This window comes from Arthrobacter sp. 10N418, assembly GCF_056394725.1.
Genome location: NZ_JBFTIK010000006.1, coordinates 106,216 through 127,835, shown reverse-complemented (window position 1 = coordinate 127,835; position 21,620 = coordinate 106,216). Strand labels below are relative to the sequence as shown.

Annotated in this window: 20 protein-coding genes and 1 pseudogene; 6 read left to right on the top strand and 15 right to left on the bottom strand. The window is 67.5% G+C overall.

Annotation, left to right across the window (positions count from 1 at the left end; translation table 11 throughout):
* Positions 1 to 63 precede the first annotated feature (63 nt).
* Positions 64 to 951, top strand: a complete 888-nt coding sequence (locus tag AC1DCZ_RS06740) for a hypothetical protein (RefSeq protein ID WP_476973895.1) — start codon at positions 64 to 66, stop codon at positions 949 to 951.
* A gap of 49 nt (positions 952 to 1,000) precedes the next feature.
* On the opposite strand, the gene AC1DCZ_RS06735 is transcribed toward AC1DCZ_RS06740, so the two are convergent.
* A complete protein-coding gene (locus AC1DCZ_RS06735) occupies positions 1,001 to 1,696 on the bottom strand; it encodes a redox-sensing transcriptional repressor Rex (RefSeq protein WP_476893764.1) in 696 nt (231 codons plus the stop codon).
* 91 nt (positions 1,697 to 1,787) lie between these two features.
* Positions 1,788 to 2,060, bottom strand: coding sequence for a glutaredoxin family protein (locus AC1DCZ_RS06730; protein WP_476973894.1), 273 nt, complete (start codon positions 2,058 to 2,060; stop codon positions 1,788 to 1,790).
* 109 nt (positions 2,061 to 2,169) lie between these two features.
* Between AC1DCZ_RS06730 and AC1DCZ_RS06725 the strand changes: the two genes are divergently transcribed.
* Positions 2,170 to 2,988, top strand: a complete 819-nt coding sequence (locus AC1DCZ_RS06725) for an HAD family hydrolase (protein ID WP_476893762.1) — start codon at positions 2,170 to 2,172, stop codon at positions 2,986 to 2,988.
* A gap of 203 nt (positions 2,989 to 3,191) precedes the next feature.
* On the opposite strand, the gene AC1DCZ_RS06720 is transcribed toward AC1DCZ_RS06725, so the two are convergent.
* The 4 genes from AC1DCZ_RS06720 to AC1DCZ_RS06705 all read right to left on the bottom strand — a co-directional run bounded on the left by AC1DCZ_RS06720 (position 3,192) and on the right by AC1DCZ_RS06705 (position 5,574).
* Positions 3,192 to 3,290 (bottom strand): 30S ribosomal protein bS22, encoded by a 99-nt coding sequence (locus AC1DCZ_RS06720; protein ID WP_003792170.1) that lies wholly within the window; start codon positions 3,288 to 3,290, stop codon positions 3,192 to 3,194.
* 204 nt (positions 3,291 to 3,494) lie between these two features.
* Positions 3,495 to 3,707 (bottom strand): helix-turn-helix domain-containing protein, encoded by a 213-nt coding sequence (locus tag AC1DCZ_RS06715; RefSeq protein WP_476893761.1) that lies wholly within the window; start codon positions 3,705 to 3,707, stop codon positions 3,495 to 3,497.
* 187 nt (positions 3,708 to 3,894) lie between these two features.
* A complete protein-coding gene (locus tag AC1DCZ_RS06710; RefSeq protein WP_476973893.1) occupies positions 3,895 to 4,272 on the bottom strand; it encodes a hypothetical protein in 378 nt (125 codons plus the stop codon).
* Between the two features lie 189 nt (positions 4,273 to 4,461).
* A complete protein-coding gene (locus AC1DCZ_RS06705; protein ID WP_476973892.1) occupies positions 4,462 to 5,574 on the bottom strand; it encodes a 3-deoxy-7-phosphoheptulonate synthase in 1,113 nt (370 codons plus the stop codon).
* Between the two features lie 456 nt (positions 5,575 to 6,030).
* On the opposite strand from AC1DCZ_RS06705, the gene AC1DCZ_RS06700 reads away from it, so the two are divergent.
* Positions 6,031 to 7,353 carry an alpha-hydroxy acid oxidase gene (locus AC1DCZ_RS06700; protein ID WP_476973891.1) on the top strand — a complete coding sequence of 441 codons (1,323 nt, stop codon included), beginning with the start codon at positions 6,031 to 6,033 and terminating at the stop codon, positions 7,351 to 7,353.
* Positions 7,354 to 7,431: 78 nt separating this feature from the next.
* On the opposite strand, the gene AC1DCZ_RS06695 is transcribed toward AC1DCZ_RS06700, so the two are convergent.
* Together AC1DCZ_RS06695 and AC1DCZ_RS06690 are read right to left on the bottom strand one after the other, a co-directional pair.
* Positions 7,432 to 7,989 carry an ArsR/SmtB family transcription factor gene (locus AC1DCZ_RS06695; RefSeq protein WP_476973890.1) on the bottom strand — a complete coding sequence of 186 codons (558 nt, stop codon included), beginning with the start codon at positions 7,987 to 7,989 and terminating at the stop codon, positions 7,432 to 7,434.
* Between the two features lie 67 nt (positions 7,990 to 8,056).
* Entirely contained in the window at positions 8,057 to 9,280 is a 1,224-nt protein-coding gene (locus AC1DCZ_RS06690; protein WP_476973889.1) for an acetoin utilization protein AcuC, read from the bottom strand.
* Positions 9,281 to 9,383: 103 nt separating this feature from the next.
* Here AC1DCZ_RS06690 and AC1DCZ_RS06685 point away from each other — a divergent pair, with 103 nt between their 5' ends.
* Together AC1DCZ_RS06685 and AC1DCZ_RS06680 are read left to right on the top strand one after the other, a co-directional pair.
* On the top strand, positions 9,384 to 10,817 hold the full coding sequence (locus tag AC1DCZ_RS06685; RefSeq protein WP_476973888.1) for a TrkH family potassium uptake protein: 1,434 nt from the start codon (positions 9,384 to 9,386) through the stop codon (positions 10,815 to 10,817).
* Positions 10,818 to 10,857: 40 nt separating this feature from the next.
* Positions 10,858 to 11,496: a potassium channel family protein gene (locus AC1DCZ_RS06680; RefSeq protein ID WP_476894205.1), complete on the top strand. Its 639-nt coding sequence runs from the start codon at positions 10,858 to 10,860 to the stop codon at positions 11,494 to 11,496.
* A gap of 70 nt (positions 11,497 to 11,566) precedes the next feature.
* Here AC1DCZ_RS06680 and proC read toward each other — a convergent pair whose 3' ends face one another.
* From proC to AC1DCZ_RS06650, 6 genes are all read right to left on the bottom strand, one after another.
* The gene (gene proC, locus AC1DCZ_RS06675) at positions 11,567 to 12,400 is read right to left on the bottom strand and encodes a pyrroline-5-carboxylate reductase (protein ID WP_476973887.1); all 834 of its coding nucleotides are present in this window, start codon (positions 12,398 to 12,400) and stop codon (positions 11,567 to 11,569) included.
* 438 nt (positions 12,401 to 12,838) lie between these two features.
* The gene (locus AC1DCZ_RS06670; protein ID WP_476973886.1) at positions 12,839 to 13,180 is read right to left on the bottom strand and encodes a YciI family protein; all 342 of its coding nucleotides are present in this window, start codon (positions 13,178 to 13,180) and stop codon (positions 12,839 to 12,841) included.
* 101 nt (positions 13,181 to 13,281) lie between these two features.
* A complete protein-coding gene (locus tag AC1DCZ_RS06665) occupies positions 13,282 to 14,295 on the bottom strand; it encodes a Ppx/GppA phosphatase family protein (RefSeq protein ID WP_476893752.1) in 1,014 nt (337 codons plus the stop codon).
* Between the two features lie 89 nt (positions 14,296 to 14,384).
* Positions 14,385 to 14,834 carry an SseB family protein gene (locus tag AC1DCZ_RS06660; RefSeq protein ID WP_476973885.1) on the bottom strand — a complete coding sequence of 150 codons (450 nt, stop codon included), beginning with the start codon at positions 14,832 to 14,834 and terminating at the stop codon, positions 14,385 to 14,387.
* Between the two features lie 152 nt (positions 14,835 to 14,986).
* Positions 14,987 to 17,722 (bottom strand): type I DNA topoisomerase, encoded by a 2,736-nt coding sequence (gene topA, locus AC1DCZ_RS06655; protein ID WP_476973884.1) that lies wholly within the window; start codon positions 17,720 to 17,722, stop codon positions 14,987 to 14,989.
* 160 nt (positions 17,723 to 17,882) lie between these two features.
* Positions 17,883 to 18,572: an ArsR/SmtB family transcription factor gene (locus AC1DCZ_RS06650; RefSeq protein ID WP_476973883.1), complete on the bottom strand. Its 690-nt coding sequence runs from the start codon at positions 18,570 to 18,572 to the stop codon at positions 17,883 to 17,885.
* Positions 18,573 to 18,651: 79 nt separating this feature from the next.
* On the opposite strand from AC1DCZ_RS06650, the pseudogene AC1DCZ_RS06645 reads away from it, so the two are divergent.
* Positions 18,652 to 19,875, top strand: a pseudogene (locus AC1DCZ_RS06645) (MFS transporter); the annotation flags it as partial.
* 81 nt (positions 19,876 to 19,956) lie between these two features.
* Here the strand turns inward: AC1DCZ_RS06645 and AC1DCZ_RS06640 are convergent.
* Positions 19,957 to 21,609, bottom strand: coding sequence for a DUF7059 domain-containing protein (locus AC1DCZ_RS06640; protein WP_476973882.1), 1,653 nt, complete (start codon positions 21,607 to 21,609; stop codon positions 19,957 to 19,959).
* Between the last annotated feature and the right edge of the window lie 11 nt (positions 21,610 to 21,620).

Sequence of the window (21,620 nt, the reverse complement as noted above, 5' to 3'; positions counted from 1 at the left end):
GGGCAGGGCAGGATCGCTGGTCCCGGTGGCCTATTCAGATGCCGATACGCAAAGGACCGCCTAATGAGCAACCCCCCAGTCCAGCCTCCGACTCCGGACGCCCCCGAGCCGGGCGGACAGCCGGAGCCGGACTACGGCCACCAGGCCCCGCAGTACGGCCAGCAGCCGCCGCAGGCGCCGCAGTACGGACAGGCACCGTCCGCCCCGCAGTACGGCCAGCAGCCGCCCCAGGCGCCCCAGTACGGACAGGCACCGTCCGCCCCGCAATACGGCCAGCAGCCGCCCCAGGCGCCCCAGTACGGGCAGGCACCGTCCGCCCCGCAATACGGCCAGCAGGCGCCGCAGTACGGGCAGCAAGCACCCCAGCCGCAATACGGGCAGAACGCTCCGCAGCTCCCGCAATATGGCCAGCAGGCGCCCCAATACGGGCAGCCCGCATACGGGCAGTCCCCCTACGCCCAGTACCCCTCCGACCAGGCGCAGGTTCAGGGCGGCATGCCTAAGCTCGTCAACACCGCCTTCTGGCTGATCGTCGCCTCGGGGGTCGTATGGGTGGTCTCCCTGCTCATCGGGTTGGCCACGTTGGACACCCCCGACGTCCGGAACATGTTCGACCAGCAGATGGCTGCCAGCGGGACCAAGATCGACTTCAACGCCATCAAGGGTTTCCTGGTCGGCACCATCGTGGTGTTCGCCGCGGTCAGCGCCGGGCTGTACGCCCTTGTGGCCATCAACGTCCGGAAGGGCAAGAACTGGGCGCGGATCCTGGGCACGGTCTTTGCCGCACTCTCAGTGTTCAGCATCTTCCCGCTGAGCATCGGAACTGTGGCGGCCCTGGCCGGCATCGCAGGAATCGTGTTGCTGTACCTGCCCGCAACCTCGCCATATTTCCGGAAACCGGAGCCGTTCACGCACCCGTACGGCCAGCCGGGAAACCCCTTCGGCAAGTAGCCCCAGGGCGACAGCGCATAGGGCGCGGGGCCGGACGATCTGACTGGAGCTAGTCAGCATCCTCCGGGTCCTGCGCCCTTTGTGCGTGGTAGGCGAGGATCTGCAGTTCAGTGGCCATGTCCACCTTCCGCAGGTTGACCCCGGGCGGGACCTGCAGCATCACCGGGGCGAAACTGAGGATGCTCCGCACGCCCGCGGCGATCACCCGGTCGCAGACGCCTTGCGCCACCGCAGCGGGCAGCGCAAGGACCACCATATTGGCACCGGTCCGCTGCAGGACGGGCTCGAGGTCGGCAGCATCACTGACCCGCAACCAGCCCACTTCACTTCCCACCACCATCTGGTCGGCGTCGAAAATCGCCACGATATCAAAGCCCCGCGACTCAAATCCGCCGTAGCGCGCCAGGGCCTTGCCAAGGTTGCCGGCCCCGACTATGGCGACCTTCCAGTCGTGCGTCAGGCCCAGGGCCGCGGCGATGTGCCGATTGAGGTACTGCACTTCGTAGCCCACGCCGCGCGTTCCGTACGAGCCCACGTAGGAGAGGTCTTTGCGGAGCGTGGAAGAGCTGACGCCGGACGCCTCGGCCAACGATTCGGAGGAGACGCGATCCACGCCTTCGGCCAGCAATGTGGTCAGGGCGCGCAGGTAGATGGTCAGCCGGGCCACGGCCGCGGGTGGAATCTGCTTGGCGGCAGTCCCTGCTCCCCCGGGCACAGCCTCGGGGGATGAATCCAGCGAAGTCACTATCTGCTCCATTGCGTCGCGTTGTGCTTCCCACTCTAGAGCCCCCGCACTTCACGCAACAAAGCAGCCAAGCCGCCGGGACGCCGGCGTATCAGGACTGTTGGCTGAGGGCCCGCCGCAGTGTCCGCGACAGGCGTTCTTCGTCGATCTTCCAGAAATCCCGCTGGACGCCGTTGACCAGCACCACGGGGATCTCCTCCGCGAAGCGCTCACGCAATGCGGCATCATCGTCGATGGACTGCTCAGTCCAGTCAAGGCCGAGAGCAGCCGTGACACGGCCGACGGCCGCGCGCGCGTCGGCGCAGAGGTGGCAGTTGGCTTTGGTGACGAGTACTACATCGGGGAAAGACGCGGGCTTGGCCATGCATCCACGGTAGCCCGGCGACAGCTCCGGCGTCGACGCGCCGCTCGTCCGGAGCCGGATCGGAGGCCTGTGAGGCCGGAGGACGCCGGGCATTGACTAGACTCGTGGCATGCCCGAGGAGAAGTACGTCGCTGTGGCCACCACGCCGGTTGCGTCATCGCAGCATGGCGAAGCCGCCTTTTTCGACGTCGACAACACCCTCATGAAGGGCGCCAGCCTTTTCCATGTGGCCCGCAAGATGCACCAGCGCGGGGCCTTCACCCTTCGCCAGGCTGCCGGCTTTGCCTGGAAACAGCTCATGTTCGTCCTGCGCGGCGAAAACATGGATGATGTCCACGCTGTCCGTGATTCTGCCCTGTCCCTGGGCGCCGGGATCACGGTTGAAGACATCAAGGCGCTCGGCGAAGAAGTCTACGACGAAATGATTGAGTCCCGGATCTGGCCCGGGGCCAAGGCCCTGGCCGAACAGCACCTCCGGGTGGGACGCAAGGTCTGGCTCGTGACGGCGACGCCGATCGAGGTCGCCACGGTCATCTCAACCCGGCTGGGCCTCACCGGCGCCCTTGGCACGGTGGGCGAGATCCAGGACGGGTCCTACACCGGTCGGCTCGTGGGAGAGATCCTGCACGGCCCGGCGAAGGCGGTAGCCGTGCGCGGAATTGCGGCCGCCCAGGGGCTGGACCTCAACCGTTGCTGGGCCTACAGCGACTCGCACAACGACATTCCGCTGCTGAGCATGGTGGGGCATCCGGTGGCCATCAACCCGGACTCCAAACTGCGCAGGCACGCCCGCGAACACAACTGGCCAGTGTACGACTTCCGGTCCGGACGGCGCGCCGCCACGCTGGGGCTCAAGGCCGCCACGGTCGGCGGGGCCATCTACGGCCTCTGGCGGGGATTCTCCCGTTTCCGCGGCCCCATGCCCTAGGCGGGGCGCTTTCTCGCAACAGATTCGGACCCCGGCTGCGTTTTCGGACCCTCGCCGCGGGGATCCGGTCAGCGCACGTCCGGAACCGGCGCGAAAATCCAAGTGGCGCGCAGTTTCGGGCCAGGCCGGAACCGGGCCGGGCGTACAACAAAAATGCCCGCTGCCGGGATGGCAACGGGCATTTCACGCAGTGCGAAGTATTTCTACTTCTTATTGCGGCGCTGGTGGCGCGTCTTGCGAAGCAGCTTGCGGTGCTTCTTCTTGGCCATACGCTTGCGACGCTTCTTAATAACTGAACCCACGAAAGTTCCTTACCGGCTAGATGCAGTACCTGCCTGTTGGAAGGGGTCCGCGGGCTAAGCAGCAGACTGAAACAACTGACAGGTTCTTACAATGACGTAAAACGTTCCTTAACAGGGTACCGCCTCTCGGGGGCACCCCACGACCGCAGGCCCTACGGCGGACCTGCTGCTGCCGATTCGGACCGCAGGCGACGCCATGAGCGCTTAACCAGTCTCCGTATGACCGTCGACAACGGCACCCTTGACATACTGTTCGACGGCGTTCTCCGGCACCCGGTAGGAGCGGCCGAAGCGGACGGCCGGCATCTCGCCGGAATGCACGAGCCGGTACACGGTCATCTTTGACACCCGCATTACTTCCGCGACTTCAGCCACAGTCAAGAAGCGGGCCTTGGAGAAGTTGGCCTCCGTAGACATTTTTTCCTTGTTCCTTTGCTCAATCAACCGGCAACCCCACCTGGTGACATGGCGGTGTGCCGATGCTGAGCCATACAACGACCATGTGTTAGTAACTCTAGAGGCTCATGGTGCCAATGTGAAAGGCTTCCGCTGGAATCACCACACGCGCTCCGCAGGAATCCCGAAATTGCGCTCGACCCGACTGCTACGCCTTGTCCGGTCCGGCTTTGCGCACGGGCGCCACAGTCCCGTCGGTGCCGTAGTCGCCCTCGGAGTACTGGCCGACTTCCGACTCGGCGCTGCGCCCTGGAGTTGCACCGGCATCGCCATAGTCGGCCTGCACATAGCGCCCGGATTCCTCGGCCTTTGTGCCCAAGGGTTCGGGCAGGCCGCCTTCGCTGCCGGCGGCACCATAGTCACCCTCGGTGAACTGGCCTTCCTCGTCGTCCGAGTGGCGTCCTGCCTGCGTCCCGGCCTTGCCATAGTTGCCTTTGACGTACCGGCCTCGGAGTTCGGGGGCTTCCGGCTTCTCTCCGTTGCCCGTTGCTTCCGTGGGCTCGTCGAACTCGCTGCTGCCGCTCATCATCTTTGCCTTTCCCGAGATGAACTCACGCGTCGTCTTTGGCGCAATTTAAGTCTATCGAGGGCCTCTTCGCCGCAACAGGGCGGCACTGCCCGCGGACCGGCCGATGGCGATTATCCGGCGCCGGCCGGGGCGCGACCGGCCGGTGTCGATTACGCGGCGCCGCCAAGCCGGCGCTGGCGGGGCCGGTCAGCCGCGGGCCCGGCGCGTGCGGGCCGATGCCGCCAGTTGGCCGATCACCGACGCCGTCACGTCCCATTCCATGCACGCATCAGTCACGCTCTGGCCGTAGGTGAGCCCGTCCGTGCCGGCGGCGTGGCGGGCCACGTCCAGGTCCTGCGCCCCGCCCACGAGGAAGCTTTCCAGCATGATGCCGGCGATGGCGCCGGCAGCGGACCCGCCGTTCTCCAGCTGGGCGCCGATTTCGAGGGCCACTTCGGCCTGGCGGTGGTGGTTCTTGCCGCTGTTGGCGTGGCTGGCGTCCACGATGAGCCTCGGGTTCAACTGCTTGGCCGCCAGTCGGGCCGAGGTGGCCTCGACGTCGGGTGCAGAGTAGTTGGGACCCCTGCGGCCGCCGCGGAGGATGATGTGGGTGTCCGGGTTTCCGGCCGTGGCCACGAGCGCGGCCCTGCCGTCGTCGTCGATCCCCAGGAACGCTTGCGCCGCCGCTGCGGCGCTGCACGCATCAAGGGCCACCTGGAGGTCGCCGTCGGTGCCGTTCTTGAAGCCGATCGGCATGGACAGCCCGGATGCCAGCTGACGGTGGATCTGGCTCTCCGTCGTGCGGGCCCCGATGGCACCCCAGGAGACGAGGTCCGCCATGTACTGCGGGCTGATGGGTTCGAGGAACTCGGTGGCGGCGGGCAGGCCGAGGGCGGTGACCTGGCGCAGGAACCGGCGGGCGGCGCGCAGGCCCGCGGCGATGTCGTGGCTGCCGTCGAGCCGGGGATCATTGATGAGCCCCTTCCAGCCGACCGTGGTCCGCGGCTTCTCGAAGTACGTCCGCATGACGATCAGCAGGTCCTCGCGGTGCTTCTCGGCCTGGCTGACCAGCCGGCGGGCGTATTCCAGACCGGCTTTGGGGTCATGGATGGAGCAGGGACCCACGATCACGAGGAGCCTGTCGTCGACGCCGTCCATGATTGCGCGGACCTGGTCCCGGCCGCGTCCGATGACCTCCGCCATGCGGGTGTCCAGCGGCAGTTCCGTGATCATGTCCTGCGGGCTGGGCAGCGGAGTGAATTCGCTGACGCGCAGGTTCGAGGTGGACTGCTGGGTTGCGGGGGCTGCTTCGATGCTCACGTTCGGGTCCTGTTCCACGTGCGGAGCGGGCCCTGATCAGAACCCGCCGGAGAAATGGCGAAGGGCAGAGAATGATCTCTGCCCTGTTGGCTCTGAAGGAAAGTTGGATGCGTGTCAGTTAGACGCGGGCCCCTCCAGAGCCAACGAAAAATACGCATACCAACGCTTAGTCATGGCTTTGACGATAGCCCCGGCGTCGGCGACAGCGCAACCTTGCCGGGCTGATCCACGTAACACAACTGCGCCGGGGCAGCCGGCGGTGAGCCGAAGTGGCGGTTCGCGAGCGCATTGCCCGCCGGGCCGCGCCCCGGCAGCCTCCGGGCAGTGCCCGTGCCCGCCTTGCCGTGTCCGGGGCGGAGCCTACGCCGGCGCGGACCGCTGCCCCTACAGTGTGGTTAGACCCCAGACGAAATGTCCGCCCGCCACACATCCCCAGATCCGTTCCGGAGGCCCGCCATGACCCACACCGTCCAGCCCAGCAACCCCGAGGTAACGCCCGTACCGGAAGCCGCTTCTGTGGTTTCCGCACCGGCCGCTCCCCGCGCTGTCCCCGCCGCTCTGAGGCGCAGGGTCCCCAAGTACTCGGATCTCGCTCCGCTGATGCAGTTCAAGAAACCCGAGTTCAGCCGGGCAGCCAGGCTCCGCCGCGCCAGCACCATCTGGGACCTGCGCGATATGGCCAAACGCCGGACCCCGCAGGCCCCGTTCGACTACACTGACGGCGCGGCCGAAGCCGAGATCACGTTGCGGCGGGCCCGCCAGGCGTTCCTGGACATCGAGTTCCGGCCCGGCATCCTGCGCGATGTGTCCCGCATCGATCTCGGCACGGAGATCCTCGGCAGGCCGTCCCGCCTGCCGGTGGGGATAGCCCCGACGGGCTTCACCCGGATGATGCAGTCCGAGGGCGAGTACGCCGGTTCCCGGTCCGCCGCGGCTGCCGGCATCCCCTACACGCTATCCACTATGGGCACGGCGTCCATCGAGGATGTGGCCGCAGCCGCTCCGGACGGCCGGAACTGGTTCCAGCTCTACCTCTGGACGGACCGCGAGCGCTCCCTTCAGCTCATCGAGCGCGCGGCGAAAGCCGGCAACGACACGCTGATGGTGACGGTGGATACCGCCGTCGCCGGAGCCCGCCTCCGCGACGTGCGCAACGGCATGACCATCCCGCCGGCCCTGACCCTCAAGACCGTACTGGATGCCTCCTACCGCCCGGCTTGGTGGTTCAACTTCCTCACCCACGAGCCGCTGACCTTCGCATCGCTCTCTCGCTACACGGGCACGGTCGCGGACCTGATCAACTCCATGTTCGACCCCACCCTGACCTTCGATGACCTGGACTGGCTGCGCGAGACCTGGAAGGGCAAGCTCGTGGTCAAGGGCATCCAGACCGTGGACGACGCCCGCAAGGTGGTGGACCACGGCGCCGACGGCATCATCCTGTCCAACCACGGTGGCCGCCAGCTGGACCGGGCACCCATCCCGTTCCACCTGCTGCCCGAGGTCAAGGAGGCGTTCACCAAGGACAACACCGACGCGGCGATCATTCTGGACACCGGCATCATGAGCGGCGCGGACATCATCGCGGCGCTGGCGCTGGGCGCGGACTTCACGCTGATCGGCCGCGCGTACCTCTACGGGCTCATGGCCGGCGGCCGGGCGGGCGTGGACCGCGCGCTGCAGATCCTGGAATCGGACATGCGCCGCACCATGGCGCTGCTCGGCGTCAGCAAGATCGCGGACCTCACCCCCGATCACGTGCGGATCCTTGGCAAGTAACCGGCCCGACCACCCAACTGACTAGCAGCAGGGGCCGTTCTCAGCGCTCAAAACGGCCCCTGCTGCCAGCTAGTTGGGTTACTTCTTTCGGCCGAACTTGGGCAGGTTCGCCAGGAGATCGGCGGCCCTGGTGGCGGCGCGCCCCACCGTGCGTCCGATCTGCTGCGGCATCTTGTCCTCGCCGGCCGTGCCCACCGGGATGACGACGGCGGGGCTCAGCGGGCTGCCCGCCGGACGGCTGGCCAGCGCCGCGGCTGCCTGGAGTGACCCGGCGGCGGCCGGTGACGCGGCGGCCGCTGCGGCAAGGCCGTCCGGGGAGGCCTTGGGAACGGTCGGTGGCACGCGCCCTGGCGCGGCTGATGCGGTCGCCGCGGGGCCGACGTCGAACGTCTCCAGCCAGCTGGCGATTCCTGCCAGGGGCTTCGGGTTCAGCGCGTAATAGCGCTTCTGGCCCTGGGCACGCATGCTCACCAGGTCCGCTTCCCGGAGGACTTTGAGGTGCTTGGAAATGGTGGGCTGGCTTGCCTCAAGCTCCTGGACCAGTTCCCCCACTGCCTTGTCCCCCTTGCGGAGGGATACCAGAATGTCACGCCGGGTTGCCTCAGCAATGACGGCAAATACGTCGTCTGTCACCATGGCATCCACACTAGCGACATATACGCCGGATGGCATCCACTATTTGTTGGGGCCTGACCAGCACCGGCTAGTCGAACCAGGGGTCCAGCCCGTAGAGGGGAAAGACTTCCTTGCGGGTGGCCATCACAGTGCGGTCCACGTCGTCGTTGGGGTCGAAGCCGACTTCCCAGGAACGCCACCAGAGGTCGACGTCGTCCCCCATGACTGACGGGGGCTCCACACCGAACTTGGCCCCGTACTTTTCCCGCACATAGCTCCGCCAGTCCTCGGGAACCGGTGTGCGGAGCGGGACGGGACGGCCGGCCGCAATGGCGATGAGGTGGCTCCAGGACCGCGGGACCACAGTGACAACGTTGTAGCCGCCGCCGCCCGTGGAAATCCAGCGGTTGTCGCAGTAGCGGGCTGCCAGATTGCCGACGGCGGTGGCGGCCTCACGCTGGCCGTCCACACTGATGTTGAGGTGGGTAAGCGGATCCAGCCGGTGGGAGTCGCAGCCGTGCTGGCTGACGATGACTTCCGGTTCGAAGGCACCGATGAGCTGCGGCACCACCGCATGGAACGCCCGCAGCCAGCCGGCGTCCCCGGTGCCGGCCGGGAGCGCCACGTTCACGGCACTGCCCAGGGCGTTCGGGCCGCCGATCTCGTTTGCGAACCCCGTGCCGGGAAAGAGCGTCAAGCCCGTCTCGTGCAGCGAAATGGTCAGGACCCGGGGATCGTCCCAAAAAATGCTCTGCGTGCCGTCGCCGTGATGGGCGTCGACGTCGACGTACGCAACGCGCTGCACGCCGCCGTCGAGCAGCCGCTGGATCGCCAGGGCGGCGTCGTTGTAAATACAGAAACCGCTGGCACGTTCGCGGGCGGCGTGGTGCATTCCGCCGCCAAAATTCACGGCGCGGACCGCGCTGCCGTCCAGGATCGCAGCGGCTGCCAGGAGCGAACCGCCGGCCAGCCGTGCGCTGGCCTCATGCATGCCGGCAAAGGCCGGGTCGTCCTCGGTTCCCAGGCCCCGGGCCACGTCGGGGGTGCCCGGATCTTCACTGACCCGGCGGACGGCCGCAACGAACCCGGCGCTGTGGACCGTTTGAAGTTCCTCATCGCTGGCCACCGGCGGAGCGGCCACCGTAACGTGCTCCAGGGCCAGCAAACCCAGGCTGCCGGCCAGCCGCGCGGTCAGTTCCATGCGCTCCGGCGCCATCGGGTGGCTGTGGCCAAAGTTGTAGGCGGTCATGGCGGGATCCCACACCACCGTCGTCGGCAGCGCGGCCTGAGCGAGTCCGGGCAGGAATGTCATCAATCACAGGCTACCCGAGCGTGATGGGGCGCTCCCCCGTCATTGCGCGGGGTTTAGTGGTTTACTACTGAAGGAAGCAGTTTCAACCGAGGAAAAGCCACACATGACGCAAAGCCAGTCGAGGTCCACGAGCCCGGCCAGCTGGCACCCCGGAATGCCGGAGCGGGATGGCCTCTGGATCTTCACCCGCCTGCGCGACTTCATCGACAACATCGCCAACAGTTCCCCGGCGCGCCTGGCACTGACGACGTTCGGTGTGGTGATCGTGATCTTCACGGCCCTGCTCTCCCTGCCGCTGGCTTCGGCCACGGGCCAGGTCACACCATTGCATGAGGCCCTCTTCACCGCGGTCTCGGCCGTCTGCGTGACCGGCCTGACGGTGGTCTCCACCGCCGCGCACTGGTCCTTCTTCGGCCAGTTCGTCATCCTGTTCGGCATTTTCGTCGGCGGCCTCGGCACCTTGACACTGGCGTCGTTGCTGGCCCTCATGGTCAGCAAGAAGCTCGGCGTCCGGGGCAAGCTGATCGCCCAGGAGGCCATGAACAATGCCGGCCGGCTCGGCGAAGTGGGCACCCTGCTGCGGATCGTCATCGTCACGTCCGTGACCATCGAGGGCGCGCTGGCCGTGACCCTGGTGCCGCGCTTCCTGGCGATCGGGGAGAGCTTCGGACAGGCCCTCTGGCATGGCGTGTTCTACGCGATTTCGGCGTTCAACAACGCCGGGTTCACACCCCACTCCGACGGCATCGTCCCCTATGAGACGGATCTGTGGATCTTGATCCCGCTCATGATCGGGGTGTTCCTCGGAAGCCTGGGCTTCCCCGTGGTCATGGTCCTCCAGCAGAACGGTCTGCGGTGGAAGAAGTGGAACCTGCACACCAAGCTGACCATCCAGGTCTCGCTGATCCTGCTTGCCGCCGGCGCGGTGCTCTGGGGGCTGATGGAGTGGAACAACCTGCGGACCATCGGCGGCATGGATGTGGGCGACAAGATCACGCACTCGCTGTTCGCGTCCGTCATGCTGCGTTCAGGCGGCTTCAACCTCGTGGACCAGAACCAGATGGACTCCACGACCATGCTGCTCTCCGATGCCCTCATGTTCGCGGGCGGCGGCTCGGCATCCACCGCCGGGGGCATCAAGGTGACCACCATCGCCGTGATGTTCCTGGCGATCGCCGCCGAAGCCCGCGGTGACGCCGACGTGAAGATTTACGGCCGCACAATCCCGGAGGGCACCATGCGCGTGGCCATCTCGGTGATCGTTGCCGGCGCCACGCTTGTCTCGGTCTCGGCCTTCCTGCTCCTGCAGATCAGCGGGGCGTCCCTTGACCGGGTCCTATTTGAAACCATCTCCGCCTTCGCCACGGTCGGCCTCAGCACCAACCTCAGTGCTGAACTGCCGCCGTCGGGCGTGTACGTCCTGGCCGTCCTCATGTTCGCCGGGCGCGTCGGGACCGTCACCCTTGCCGCTGCGCTGGCCCTGCGCCAGCGCAGCCAGCTTTACCACTACCCGGAAGAGAGACCAATCATTGGCTAGTTCCTCAGGCGCCGTCAACCGCCCCGCCCACAACGCACCGGTGCTGGTGATCGGGCTGGGCCGCTTCGGCGCATCCACCGCAGAGCAGCTGGTCAAGCAGGGCCGCGAAGTGCTCGCAATTGAACGCGACCGCGCCCTCGTCCAGAAGTGGGCCGGCGTCCTGACGCACGTCGTGGAGGCCGACGCCACAAATATCGACGCCCTACGCCAGCTCGGCGCGCAGGAGTTCAGCTCCGCCGTCGTGGGCGTGGGAACCTCGATCGAATCCTCCGTGCTGATCACGGTCAACCTCGTGGACCTCGGCATCGAACACCTCTGGGTCAAGGCCATCACGCCCTCGCACGGCAAGATCCTGACCCGGATCGGCGCCAACCACGTCATCTACCCGGAGGCCGACGCCGGCGTCCGGGCCGCGCACCTGGTCTCCGGCCGGATGCTGGACTTCATCGAGTTCGACGACGACTTCGCGATCGTCAAGATGTACCCGCCGCGGGAGACCGTCGGCTTCACGCTGGACGAATCCAAGGTCCGATCCAAGTACGGCGTCACAATTGTGGGCGTGAAGTCCCCGGGCGAGGACTTCACCTACGCCCGGCCGGAGACCAAGGTCTCCTCACGGGACATGCTCATTGTTTCCGGGCACGTGGACCTGCTGGAGCGGTTCGCCGCCCGCCCCTAACCGTGCCCCTGTGACCGTGGTCAGGGCCGTCCCCTGGCCATGGTCCCTAGCAGCGCCCCTGTGACCGTGGTCAGGCGAGCTGTGTGGTGATCTCCGCCGCGCGTGCAGCGGCCGCGCGTGCTCCATCGGCAATGATCGACGGCAGTCCGCGTTCGTCGAACGTGGCGATGGCTCGTTCCGTGGTTCCGTTGGGGCTCGTGACCGCCTTGCGCAGCCCGGCGGGATCCGCGCCGGGCTCCGCCAGCATGAAACCGGCCCCTGCAACAGTTTCGCGGGCCAGCAGCAGCGACAGGTCCGGGTCCAGGCCCAGCTCGACGCCGGCTGCCGCCATTGCCTCAGCAAGGTAGAAGGCGTACGCCGGGCCCGAACCGCTGATCGCGGAGAGGGCGTCCACCTGCTCTTCGGGAATCTCGACGACCGTGCCGACGGCGGACAGGATGTCCTTCGCCTTCTGGAGCTGTTTGGCGGAGCAGTTGGTCCCCGGCGAAACGGAGACGACACCGCGGCCCAGCCGCGCCGGAGTGTTCGGCATGGTGCGGATGACCGGCTGTCCGGCCGGCAGGGCGGCCTCAAGCTGCTCGAGCGAAACCGCCGCGGCTACACTGATGACGATCGTGTCCGGCGACAGCGAACCACCGATCTCCCGTGCCAGATCCGCAACGCCGACGGGCTTGACGCCCAGAATCACGACGGCGGAGCCGGTGGCCGCCTGTTTGTTGTTGTCCGGCTCTTCTTCGCCCGCGATCGCCGTGATGCCGTGATGCCGCTCGGCAAGCTCGGCGGCCCGCTCGGCGCGGCGGACCGTTGCGACGATGTCGGCGGGATCGGTTCCGCCGTCGATCAATCCGGCCAGGATTGCCTCGTTCATTGACCCACAGCCCAGGAATGCGATTCGGTTGCTCATGCCCCCATCATTGCAGTCCGGCGCGATTCACAGCCAGTTCCCATCTTCAACGCAGTCTGCTCCCAATCTCGGCCGTTACCTTGGAAGTACCTCATTGAGGGTGCGAGTGATGCGGCAGGCATGCGGATGTCTGCCCGGCACCGGCGATCTGTAGCGGGTTTTCCCATTTTCCCGCGGCGGAGAGCCGGTGCTTCGTCATTTAACGGCGTCTGTCTGGCGAACGCGTGAGGGCCCGGCAGTTGGCGTTTCGAACTGCCAGCCAACGCACAGGGAAATCTTCCGGTACGCCCAAGAATCACCGCTAGCTTTGTAGGTGCCTCAACAGGTGCGAGTGATGATAGCCGGTCCCCCCGGGACCGGCGGTGCGCCGGACGGTCGCAGCAGAGTTCCCCCAAGTCCTGCTGTAACCGCCCGGCGTTTATCGTTTAAGGCCCGCGGCTAGCGCTGGAGGGGGCGCACTTCGACGGGAAGGGTTGTGGCACGTGCCAGCTTCCGTGCCCAGCCAAGCGCCATGTCCCGGTCCTGGGCTTCGATCACCGTGAAGCCGCCGAGATGGTCGTTTCCTCCGGTGAACGGCCCGTCCGTGATGAGGACTTCCTCGCCCTGGGGCCGCAGCACGGTGGCGGATTGCGCCGGGTCGACCCCGGCTGCGAAGACCCAGGCCCCGGCAGCCCTCATCTCACGGTTCAAAGCTTCAAGGTCGCGCATGATCGGTGCGAGGAACTCCGGGGACGGGGCCGGTCCGTCAGGCTGGTAAATGCTGAGCAGGTACTGGGACATCTTGTGTGCCTCCTTGTCGGTTCCGCCGGCACCATGCCGGCCTCTCAGCTGATGCACGAACGCGGCACCGGTCGGATCGACACTCCGCATTCACCGGAAGCCTATCGGCTCGAGATTTCGGCGACGGGCGACTGCAGCTCCGGCGGCGGCGACTGGGTCACATGGGGTGCAGGCTCCAGCGGGCCGTCGAAGACCAACTGGTCCAGGCGGCGGAGGATGAGCCCCTCGCGCAGCGCCCACGGGCAGATTTCCATGTTCGGGGATTCGAACATCTCCAGGGCCGCTTCGGCCACCAGCGCCCCGGCCAGAAGCTGGGGCGCACGGGCCTCAGAGACGGCGGGCAGGTGAAGCCTGTCCTCGATCTCCATGGCCGAGATCCGCTGCGCCCACAACCCCAGGTCCGCGGAGAACAGCTCCCGCTTGACGTAGGGCCCCGCAGCGCTGGGCGCTGCGCCGGCGATCCTGGCCAGGGACCGGAAGGTCTTGGACGTGCCCGCCACAAGGTTTGCCCTGCCCAGCTTCTCGAAGCTGCGCACGGCGGGCTTGAGAGTCGCGCGGATGTGGCGGCGCAACTCTTTGACGCTTTTGGCCGACGGCGGATCCTCCGGCAGCCAGTCCCGGGTCAGCCGGCTGGCACCGAGCGGGACGGACATCGCGAGCTCGGGGAGTTCGTCCTGCCCGAAGGCCATCTCGAAGGAACCGCCGCCAATGTCGAGGTTCAGGATGGGCCCGGCGCCCCAGCCGTACCAGCGCCGGACGGCGAAGAACGTCATGGACGCTTCCTCGCTGCCGGTGAGTTCCCGAAGGGTGACGGTGGTTTCATGCTTCACCCGCGCCAGCACTGCGGGGCCGTTGGTGGCCTCGCGAATGGCCGAGGTACAGAAAGCCAGGAGGTCGTCCGCCTTGTGCTTGGCCGCGAATTCCCACGCTTCGAGGACGAATTCGATCAGCTCGCGCTGTCCGGCGTCGCTGATGTTGCCGGCACCGTCGAGGAACTGCACGAGCGAGAGGGGGCGTTTGTGGGCCGCGAACGGGACCGGACGGGCGCCGGGATGGGCGTCGACCAGCAGGAGGTGGACGGTATTGGAGCCGATGTCGAGGACGCCTAGACGCATGCTGCCATTATTGCCCCAGCGCAAGCGGCCGGCCTAACTGCGACGGCCGCCCGACTTCTGCGGGCGGCCGTCATTGGCACACTGTGGCGTCAGGCGGGGTTGCTGTCCGCTCCGGCATCGTCGGCGTCGTCAGCGGGCTTGAAGTCGCGACGGATGTTGGCGACGCCCTCGGGATCGATCTCGAAGCCGAACGCAGCACCCGGGTTGATCACCATGCCGAGATCGTCCCCGAGGTTCCCGAGGATGGCAGCGCCCTGGGTTCCCAGCACGTTGGGAGCGGCGGCCAGGTACTGCTCGGCGACGCGGCTAGGGTGCGAGAACACGGCCAGGACCGGCTGGCCCGAGGAGTTGGCGAGCACCAGCGGCTCGACCTGGGAATCGGGGCCTTCGAGGCCTTCGGAGCTGACGATGTAGACCTCGTTGTTGAGGAACGCGAGGATGACGTCCACCGGGTTGGCGTCCGGCTGCTCTCCGCGGGAAAGCTTTTCCTCGAGGTCGTTCAGCGGCTGGGGATCCAAGTGCTCGGGCTGTTCAGTCATGGTCCTACTCGATCACGTCCCGGGCCGGTCCGCAAACGCGAAATCGCCGGAAAGCCATGGGGTCGCCGGAAACTTCCGGCGACCCCGCACGTTTCCGGCGACCTCGGAGCACTGGGCCGCAACTACTTGGCGGCGAGCTCAGGGGGCACCCCCTACTTCTTGGCGGCGGCCTTGCGGGCCGGCGCCTTGCGCGCCGTCGTCGTGCGCTTGACCGGTCCCTTGGCGCGCTTTTCCGCGAGGAGTTCGACGGCGCGTTCCCGCGTCAGCTCCTCCAGTGCGGTGCTGCGCGGCACGGTGATGTTCGTGACCCCGTCGGTGATGTACGGACCGAAACGGCCTTCCTTCACGACGATGTTCTTCTCCGACACCGGATCCGGTCCGAATTCGGCCAGCGGCGGCACGGCGGCACGGGCGCCGCGCTGCTTGGGCTGCGAGTAGATCTCCAGCGCCTGCTCCAGCGTGATCGTGAAGATTTCCTCCTCCGAACCGATGGACCGGGAGTCCGTCCCCTTCTTCAGGTACGGACCGAAGCGGCCGTTCTGGACCGTGATCGGATTGCCCTCGGCGTCCTGGCCGAGGACCCGGGGAAGGCTCATGAGCTGCAGGGCCTCGTCCAGGGTGACGCTGTCCACGCTCATGGAGGCGAACAGGGACCCGGTGCGCGGTTTGGCCTTGACGGGCTTCTTCGGCGGTTTGGGCTTGCCGTTCTTGTAGTACTCCACCGGCTGGTTGGCGAGCTGTTCCTCGGTCATCTCGGGGATGATCTCAGTGACGTAGGCGCCGTAGCGGCCGTTCTTGGCGACCACGGTGTGTCCGGTGTGCGGATCCGCGCCGAGCACCCGTTCCTCCGGTGCCGCGGTCTCCATCAGCTCGACAGCTTTGGACGCCGTGAGTTCGTCCGGGGCCAGGTCCTCGGGGACGTTGGCGCGCGCAGCCTCGACGACTTCGCCGGTCTTGGGGTCAATGGTCGGGACGGAGCTTTCCAGATACGGCCCGAACTTTCCGACCCGCAGGGTGATGCCCTCGGTGATCGGGATGGAGTTGATTTCCCGGGCGTCGATTTCACCGAGGTTGTTGACAATGCTCAGGAGCCCCGGGGCGGAGTCTTCGCCGTAGTAGAAGTGCTTCAACCAGGCAGGACCCTCGGCCTGGCCGTTGGCGATCTTGTCCAGGTCGGCTTCCATGTCGGCGGTGAACTCGTAGTCCACGTAGTCGTGGAAGTGCTGTTCCAGCAGCCGGATCACGGAGAAGGCGATCCAGCTGGGGACCAGTGCTGACCCCTGTTTCCGGACGTAGCCGCGGTCTTGGATGGTGGAGATGGTGGAGGCATAGGTCGACGGGCGCCCGATGCCCTTCTTTTCCAGTTCCGCCGTCAGCGAGGCTTCCGTGAAACGCGGCGGCGGGGACGTCTCGTGCCCGACGGCGGCGATCTCGGAGGCGGTCAGGGCGTCGCCCTTGGCCACGTTCGGCAGCCGGCGTGCTTCCTCGGAGTCATCGTCCCCGCGGCTTTCGTCCTTGCCCTCTTCATAGGCGGCCAGGAAGCCGGGGAAGGTGATGACGGTGCCGGAGGCGGAGAATTCGGCGTCGCGGCTCTCGCCCGGACCCGCAGTCACAGCGCCGAGGCGGATCGTGGCGGTGGAGCCCTTGGCGTCGGCCATCTGGGAGGCGACCGTGCGCTTCCAGATGAGCTCGTAGAGCCGGAATTCGTCGCCGGAGAGCTGCTTGGCCACCTGCGCCGGGGTGCGGAAGGAGTCACCGGCGGGGCGGACGGCCTCGTGGGCCTCCTGCGCGTTGGCTGCCTTGCCGCTGTAAACGCGCGGTGAGGCCGGCACGTACTCCGGACCGTACAGCTCGGATGCCTGGCGCCGGGCAGCCGTGACGGCCTCGTTGCTCAGCGCGGACGAGTCCGTACGCATATAGGTGATGTAGCCGTTTTCGTAGAGGCGCTGGGCCACCTGCATGGTGCTCTTCGAGGAGAAGCGCAGCTTGCGGCCGGCCTCCTGCTGCAGGGTGGAGGTGGTGAACGGCGCAGCCGGGCGGCGGGTGTAGGGCTTGGTGTCGACGGACCGGACACGGAAATCAGCGCTCTGCAGGCCCGCGGCGAGGGACGTGGCGAGTTCCTCGTTCAGGTGTACGACGGTGCGGGAGGTGAGCTCGCCGCTGTCGTTGAAGTCCCTGCCGCTGGCGACCTTGGCGCCGTCAACGGAGGCGAGTTTCGCCTTGAAGGACGCCGAGCCTGCGCCGAACTGGCCGGTCAGGTCCCAGTAGGAGGCGGCCCTGAACGCCATGCGCTCACGTTCCCGGTCCACCACCATGCGGGTCACCACGGACTGCACACGGCCGGCGGACAGGCCGCGCGCCACCTTGCGCCACAGCACCGGGGAAATCTCATAGCCGTAAAGCCGGTCCAGCACGCGGCGGGTTTCCTGTGCGTCGACCAGGTCCTGGTCCACATCGCGCAGGTTGTCCATGGCGCGGTGGATGGCTTCCTTGGTGATTTCACCGAACGTCATCCGGTAGACCGGGACCTTGGGCTTGAGCACTTCCAGCAGGTGCCACGCGATGGCCTCGCCCTCGCGGTCCCCATCAGTTGCGAGATAGAGGGCGTCGGCATCCTTGAGCGCAGCCTTGAGCTCGGTCACCTTCTTCTTCTTGTCCGGCGACACCACGTAATAGGGCTTGAAGTCGTTTTCAATATCGACGGCGAACTTGCCCACCGAGGTCTTCTTCAGATCCGCGGGCAGTTCCGAGGGCTGCGGGAGGTCCCGGATGTGACCGATGGAGGCCTCCACAATGAAGCCCTCGCCGAGGTACTTGGCGATGGTCTTGCTCTTGGCTGGAGACTCTACGATCACGAGTTTCTTGCCGGTTTTGGCCTTGCTTGGCACGGTGCTCCTACAGAAAAAGGTGGCTCGGGCAGATGCGCCCATACCCGCCTAGTTCACCATATTTTGCGGGATCCCGCGCATCCGTGTGGAAAGGCGGGGCTCCCCGACGCGACTTCCGCGCGTCATGAACAGGCCCCTCCCGACGTCGTGACGGCCTGTTTCAGCGAGTGCCGACGGGGCTCCCCGCGGTGTCCGCGGGGCCTTTCGCGGAGGCGGGTGCGCGGTCATCCGGAATCATCGACCACATGGTCGCCATCCGCTGCGTGCCCTCCGGAATGTGGTCCGGGTCCTCGAGTTCGTAGTCCTTGAGGAGGTCGAAGAGCTTGTTGTTCAGCTCCGCCCGCTGGGCCGGCGTCAGGTACAGCAGGTTGCTGGCCAGCACCACGGAGGAGGGGCCATCCGCGGGCTCGCCGCGCTTGCGCCGCTCGTCCCGGGCCCTGGCGTAGGCGTTGACCCGGCGGCGGTAGGCATCCAGTTCCAGGTCCAGGACAGCGAACTCAGGGCTGGCCACTCCCCCGCCGGAGTTGATGCTGAAGTCGGTGCCGGCGGCCTGCCAGCGCCGTTCACGGGCGTCGCCGGCGGTGGCGGCCGGCACCACGATACCCCACTTCTGCAGGGCGCGCAGGTGATAGCTCATCGCGCTGGGCGTCAGGCCGGTCTGGGCAGCGAGCTCGGTGGCCGTGCGGCTCACCTGGGTGGAATACAGCTCGGAAATGACTTCCAGCCGCGCGGCGTGGGCCAGGGCCCGGATTGCCGTCGGGTCGGTGATTTCCACTTTCTTTTCCGGACGCGGCCGGCGCTTGGCGGCCGGCGGTACCGGGGACTCCGCCGTTGGGGTTTCTGCATTCACCCCACCAGTCTACCGAGCACCGCCAAACTATGAAAGAAATGCTTGACACCCCATCCGGGGGCGGAGTAGTTTCCCTGTTATGAAACAAACACTTCATAAATTGCCGGGTGACTCCCGGGCACCGCGGTCCGTCTGGCGCAACCGCGACTTCCTCCTCGCCAGCGGCGCCCGGTTCGTGGCCACCGCCGGCATGGGCGCTGTTGTGGTGAGTGTCATGCTGCATCTGCAAGGCCCGGCCGCCGGCAGCGGGACCGCCACTGCCGGCCCGTGGCTCGTGGCGGCCTACCTGACGTGCTCGGCACTGCCGCTCGTGCTGCTGGCCCCCTGGGCCGGCCGGCTCGCGGACACGAGGGATTCCCGCACTCTCGCGACGGCGTCGTCCGTGGTCAGCGCCGCCGCCGTGGCCGTCATGGGGCTCGGCATGCAGTACGTGGAGAACCACCTTCCCGTCCTCTTTGCCATGACGTTCCTGCTGGACGCAGCCCAGGCCGTGGCCGGCCCGACCTGGCAGGCCCTGCTGCCCCGGATCGTGGGCGAGGACCGCACCCCCCGCGCCATGGGCACCATGCAGGCCACCATCATGATCGCCGGCATGGCCGGTCCCGCCGCGGGTGGACTCCTCAGCGGCTGGGGCGGGTCCGCCCTCGTGTTCACGGTTGCCAGCGCCTGCTACCTGGCGATGGGCGTCGGCGCCCTGCTGATCCGGACCCGGCGCGGTTTGGCCGCCGAGCGCGCCGGCAGGGAAAAGCCTGCCCTGCTGGACGGGCTCCGCCTGATCCGCCGGGACAGGCTGGTGTGGGCGCTGGTCCTTGGCGCGCTGTTCTTCATCGTCGCCGGCGAAGCCACCAATGTCCTCGAGGTCTTCCTGGCACGCGGGGAGCTCGGCGCCACGGAGACGCAGTACGGGCTGCTCGCGGCGGCGTTTGGCCTCGGCACGGCTGTGGGAGCCGCCGGAGCCGGCCGGATCACGAGCCCGCCGGCACGTCTGCGGGCGCTCCTGGCGTCCATGACGTTGACCTCGGCCTTCCTGGCGATGATGGCGCTGGTTCCTACCGTGGAACTGCTGTTTGTGGCCTACACCGCGATGGGGGCGGCGTGCGGCGTGCTGAACGCCTGCTTCGGCGCGATCGCGATCCTGCGGATTCCGGAGAGCGGCCGCGGCCAGGCAATGGCCATCATCGGCGGACTGACCCGCGCTGTTTCGATCGCCGCGCTGGCCCTGGGCGGTTTGATGGGAGCGCTGGTTCCGGTGCGCCTGAGCTTCCTCATCACGGGCACAGCGGGGGTCCTGGTGGCCCTCGCGGCGGCCGCCTACGTGCTGCCCCGCTTCGGGCAGGAGGGCGCGGTTCCCGGGACTGAGCGGCCGGTGTCAGGCGTGCCGGCGTCAGGCGGGCAGGAGGAAACCGTCGCGGACCAGGTTCCCCACTTCGGCGAGGAGGCCGCTGCGGAAGGTCTCGGCGTCGAAGCCTTCGTAGCCGCCCAGGAGCGCTTCGAGGGCGCCGACGATCTGCCCGGCGGAGAGGTCGCCGTCGCACGCTGAGACAAAGCCGGCCAGCTCGGTGCTCAGCAGGTTGGTGCGTCGCAGCCCGGCACCCTGGCGCAGCAGGATCACGCCGGGGTGTTCGGCCCCGGGACGCTGGTGCCGCTCCTCGGTGACGTCTTCGGCCACCAGCAGGTGGGCCGTCTCCACCTCGTTGGCGGCCAGCCAGTCGGCACGCTCCACGGCCGCGCCCAGGTGCGGCCCGACGGGCTGCTCGATCGGATAGGTGATTTCCTCGAAGCGGGAGATCACCGGCCCGTTGCCCGCCGCCGGCCGGCGCAGCCAGATCATGCCGAAGCCGATGCCCTCCACGTTTCGGGACGCGAAGTCGTCCAGGTACGCCGCATAGGAGTCCTGGTAGAGCCGGCGGTCGCGGGATTCGGAGGCGTCCTGAAGCCACGTCTCGGCGTACTGTTCCGGCCCCACCTGCTCGCGCTGGATGATCCACACGTCCGTGTCCGGACGGGCCCAGCTTTGCGGGCGTTTGGCCCAGGGTGTGCCGGCGGCGATTTCCCAGTTGCCCAGGAGCTGGGCCGTTCCGCCGGGGGCGAGGACCGACGGCAGGGTCCGGACCAGCGTGGCGACGATGTCATCCCCCGGGAGGCCGCCGTCGCGGTAAGTGAACTGGTCCGTGGCGCCCTCGCCGAGGCGGCGGGGCGTGATGACGAACGGCGGGTTGGAGACCACGAGGTCGAACTCCTCACCCGCCACCGGTTCCAGCAGGGAGCCCAGCCGGAGGCTGACGCGGCTTTCGAGATCGGCCGGATCCACCTCAAGCGCCGCAGCGTTCAGCACGAGGTTGAAGCGAGTGAACGCGAGGGCGCGCACGGAGATGTCCGTGGCGGTGACATGATCGGCGTGGTGCAGGAGGTGGAAGGTCTGGATGCCGCAGCCGGTGCCGAGGTCCAGGGCGCGGGTGGCATGGCGACGGGCGGTGACCTGGACCAGGGTTGTGGAGGCCTGCCCGATCCCCAGCACGTGGTCGTGTCGCAGGACGCCTGGCCGCTGATGGGCCGCGAGGTCGCTGGCCACCCAGAGGTCCGCCCCACCGCCGCTGGCAGCGCCTTCCCCGGGGGTTCCGTCCCACCCGTACGGCCGCAGGTCCACTTTTGCCTGGACCCGTCCTTCCGCAGCCGGCTCCACGAGTCCGAGTTCCCGCAGCCCCTCCGTGCGGACGCCCGGCAGGGCGGCGTCGAGAGTTTCCGGACTTTGCGGCTCGGCCAGCAGCCACAGGCGCACGACGGCGGCGAGCGCCGCCGTCGTCGGCTCCCCCCGGGTGGCAGACTCCGTGACGATCAGTGCGGGGATGAGCTGGTCCCGGCTGAGAGCCGAGTGCGCGGCCGCGCCCAGGAAGGCCGCGACGCCGTCGACCGTGTAGCCGATCGCCTGGAGGTCGTTTGCCAGCGCCGCGAGCAGCCCGGGAAGGTCACTCCGCGGAGCATCGGGGGTGTTGCCGGCGGTGAACGGCGTTGAGGGGGCCTGCGCTGAGGAAGTCACCGGACAAGTTT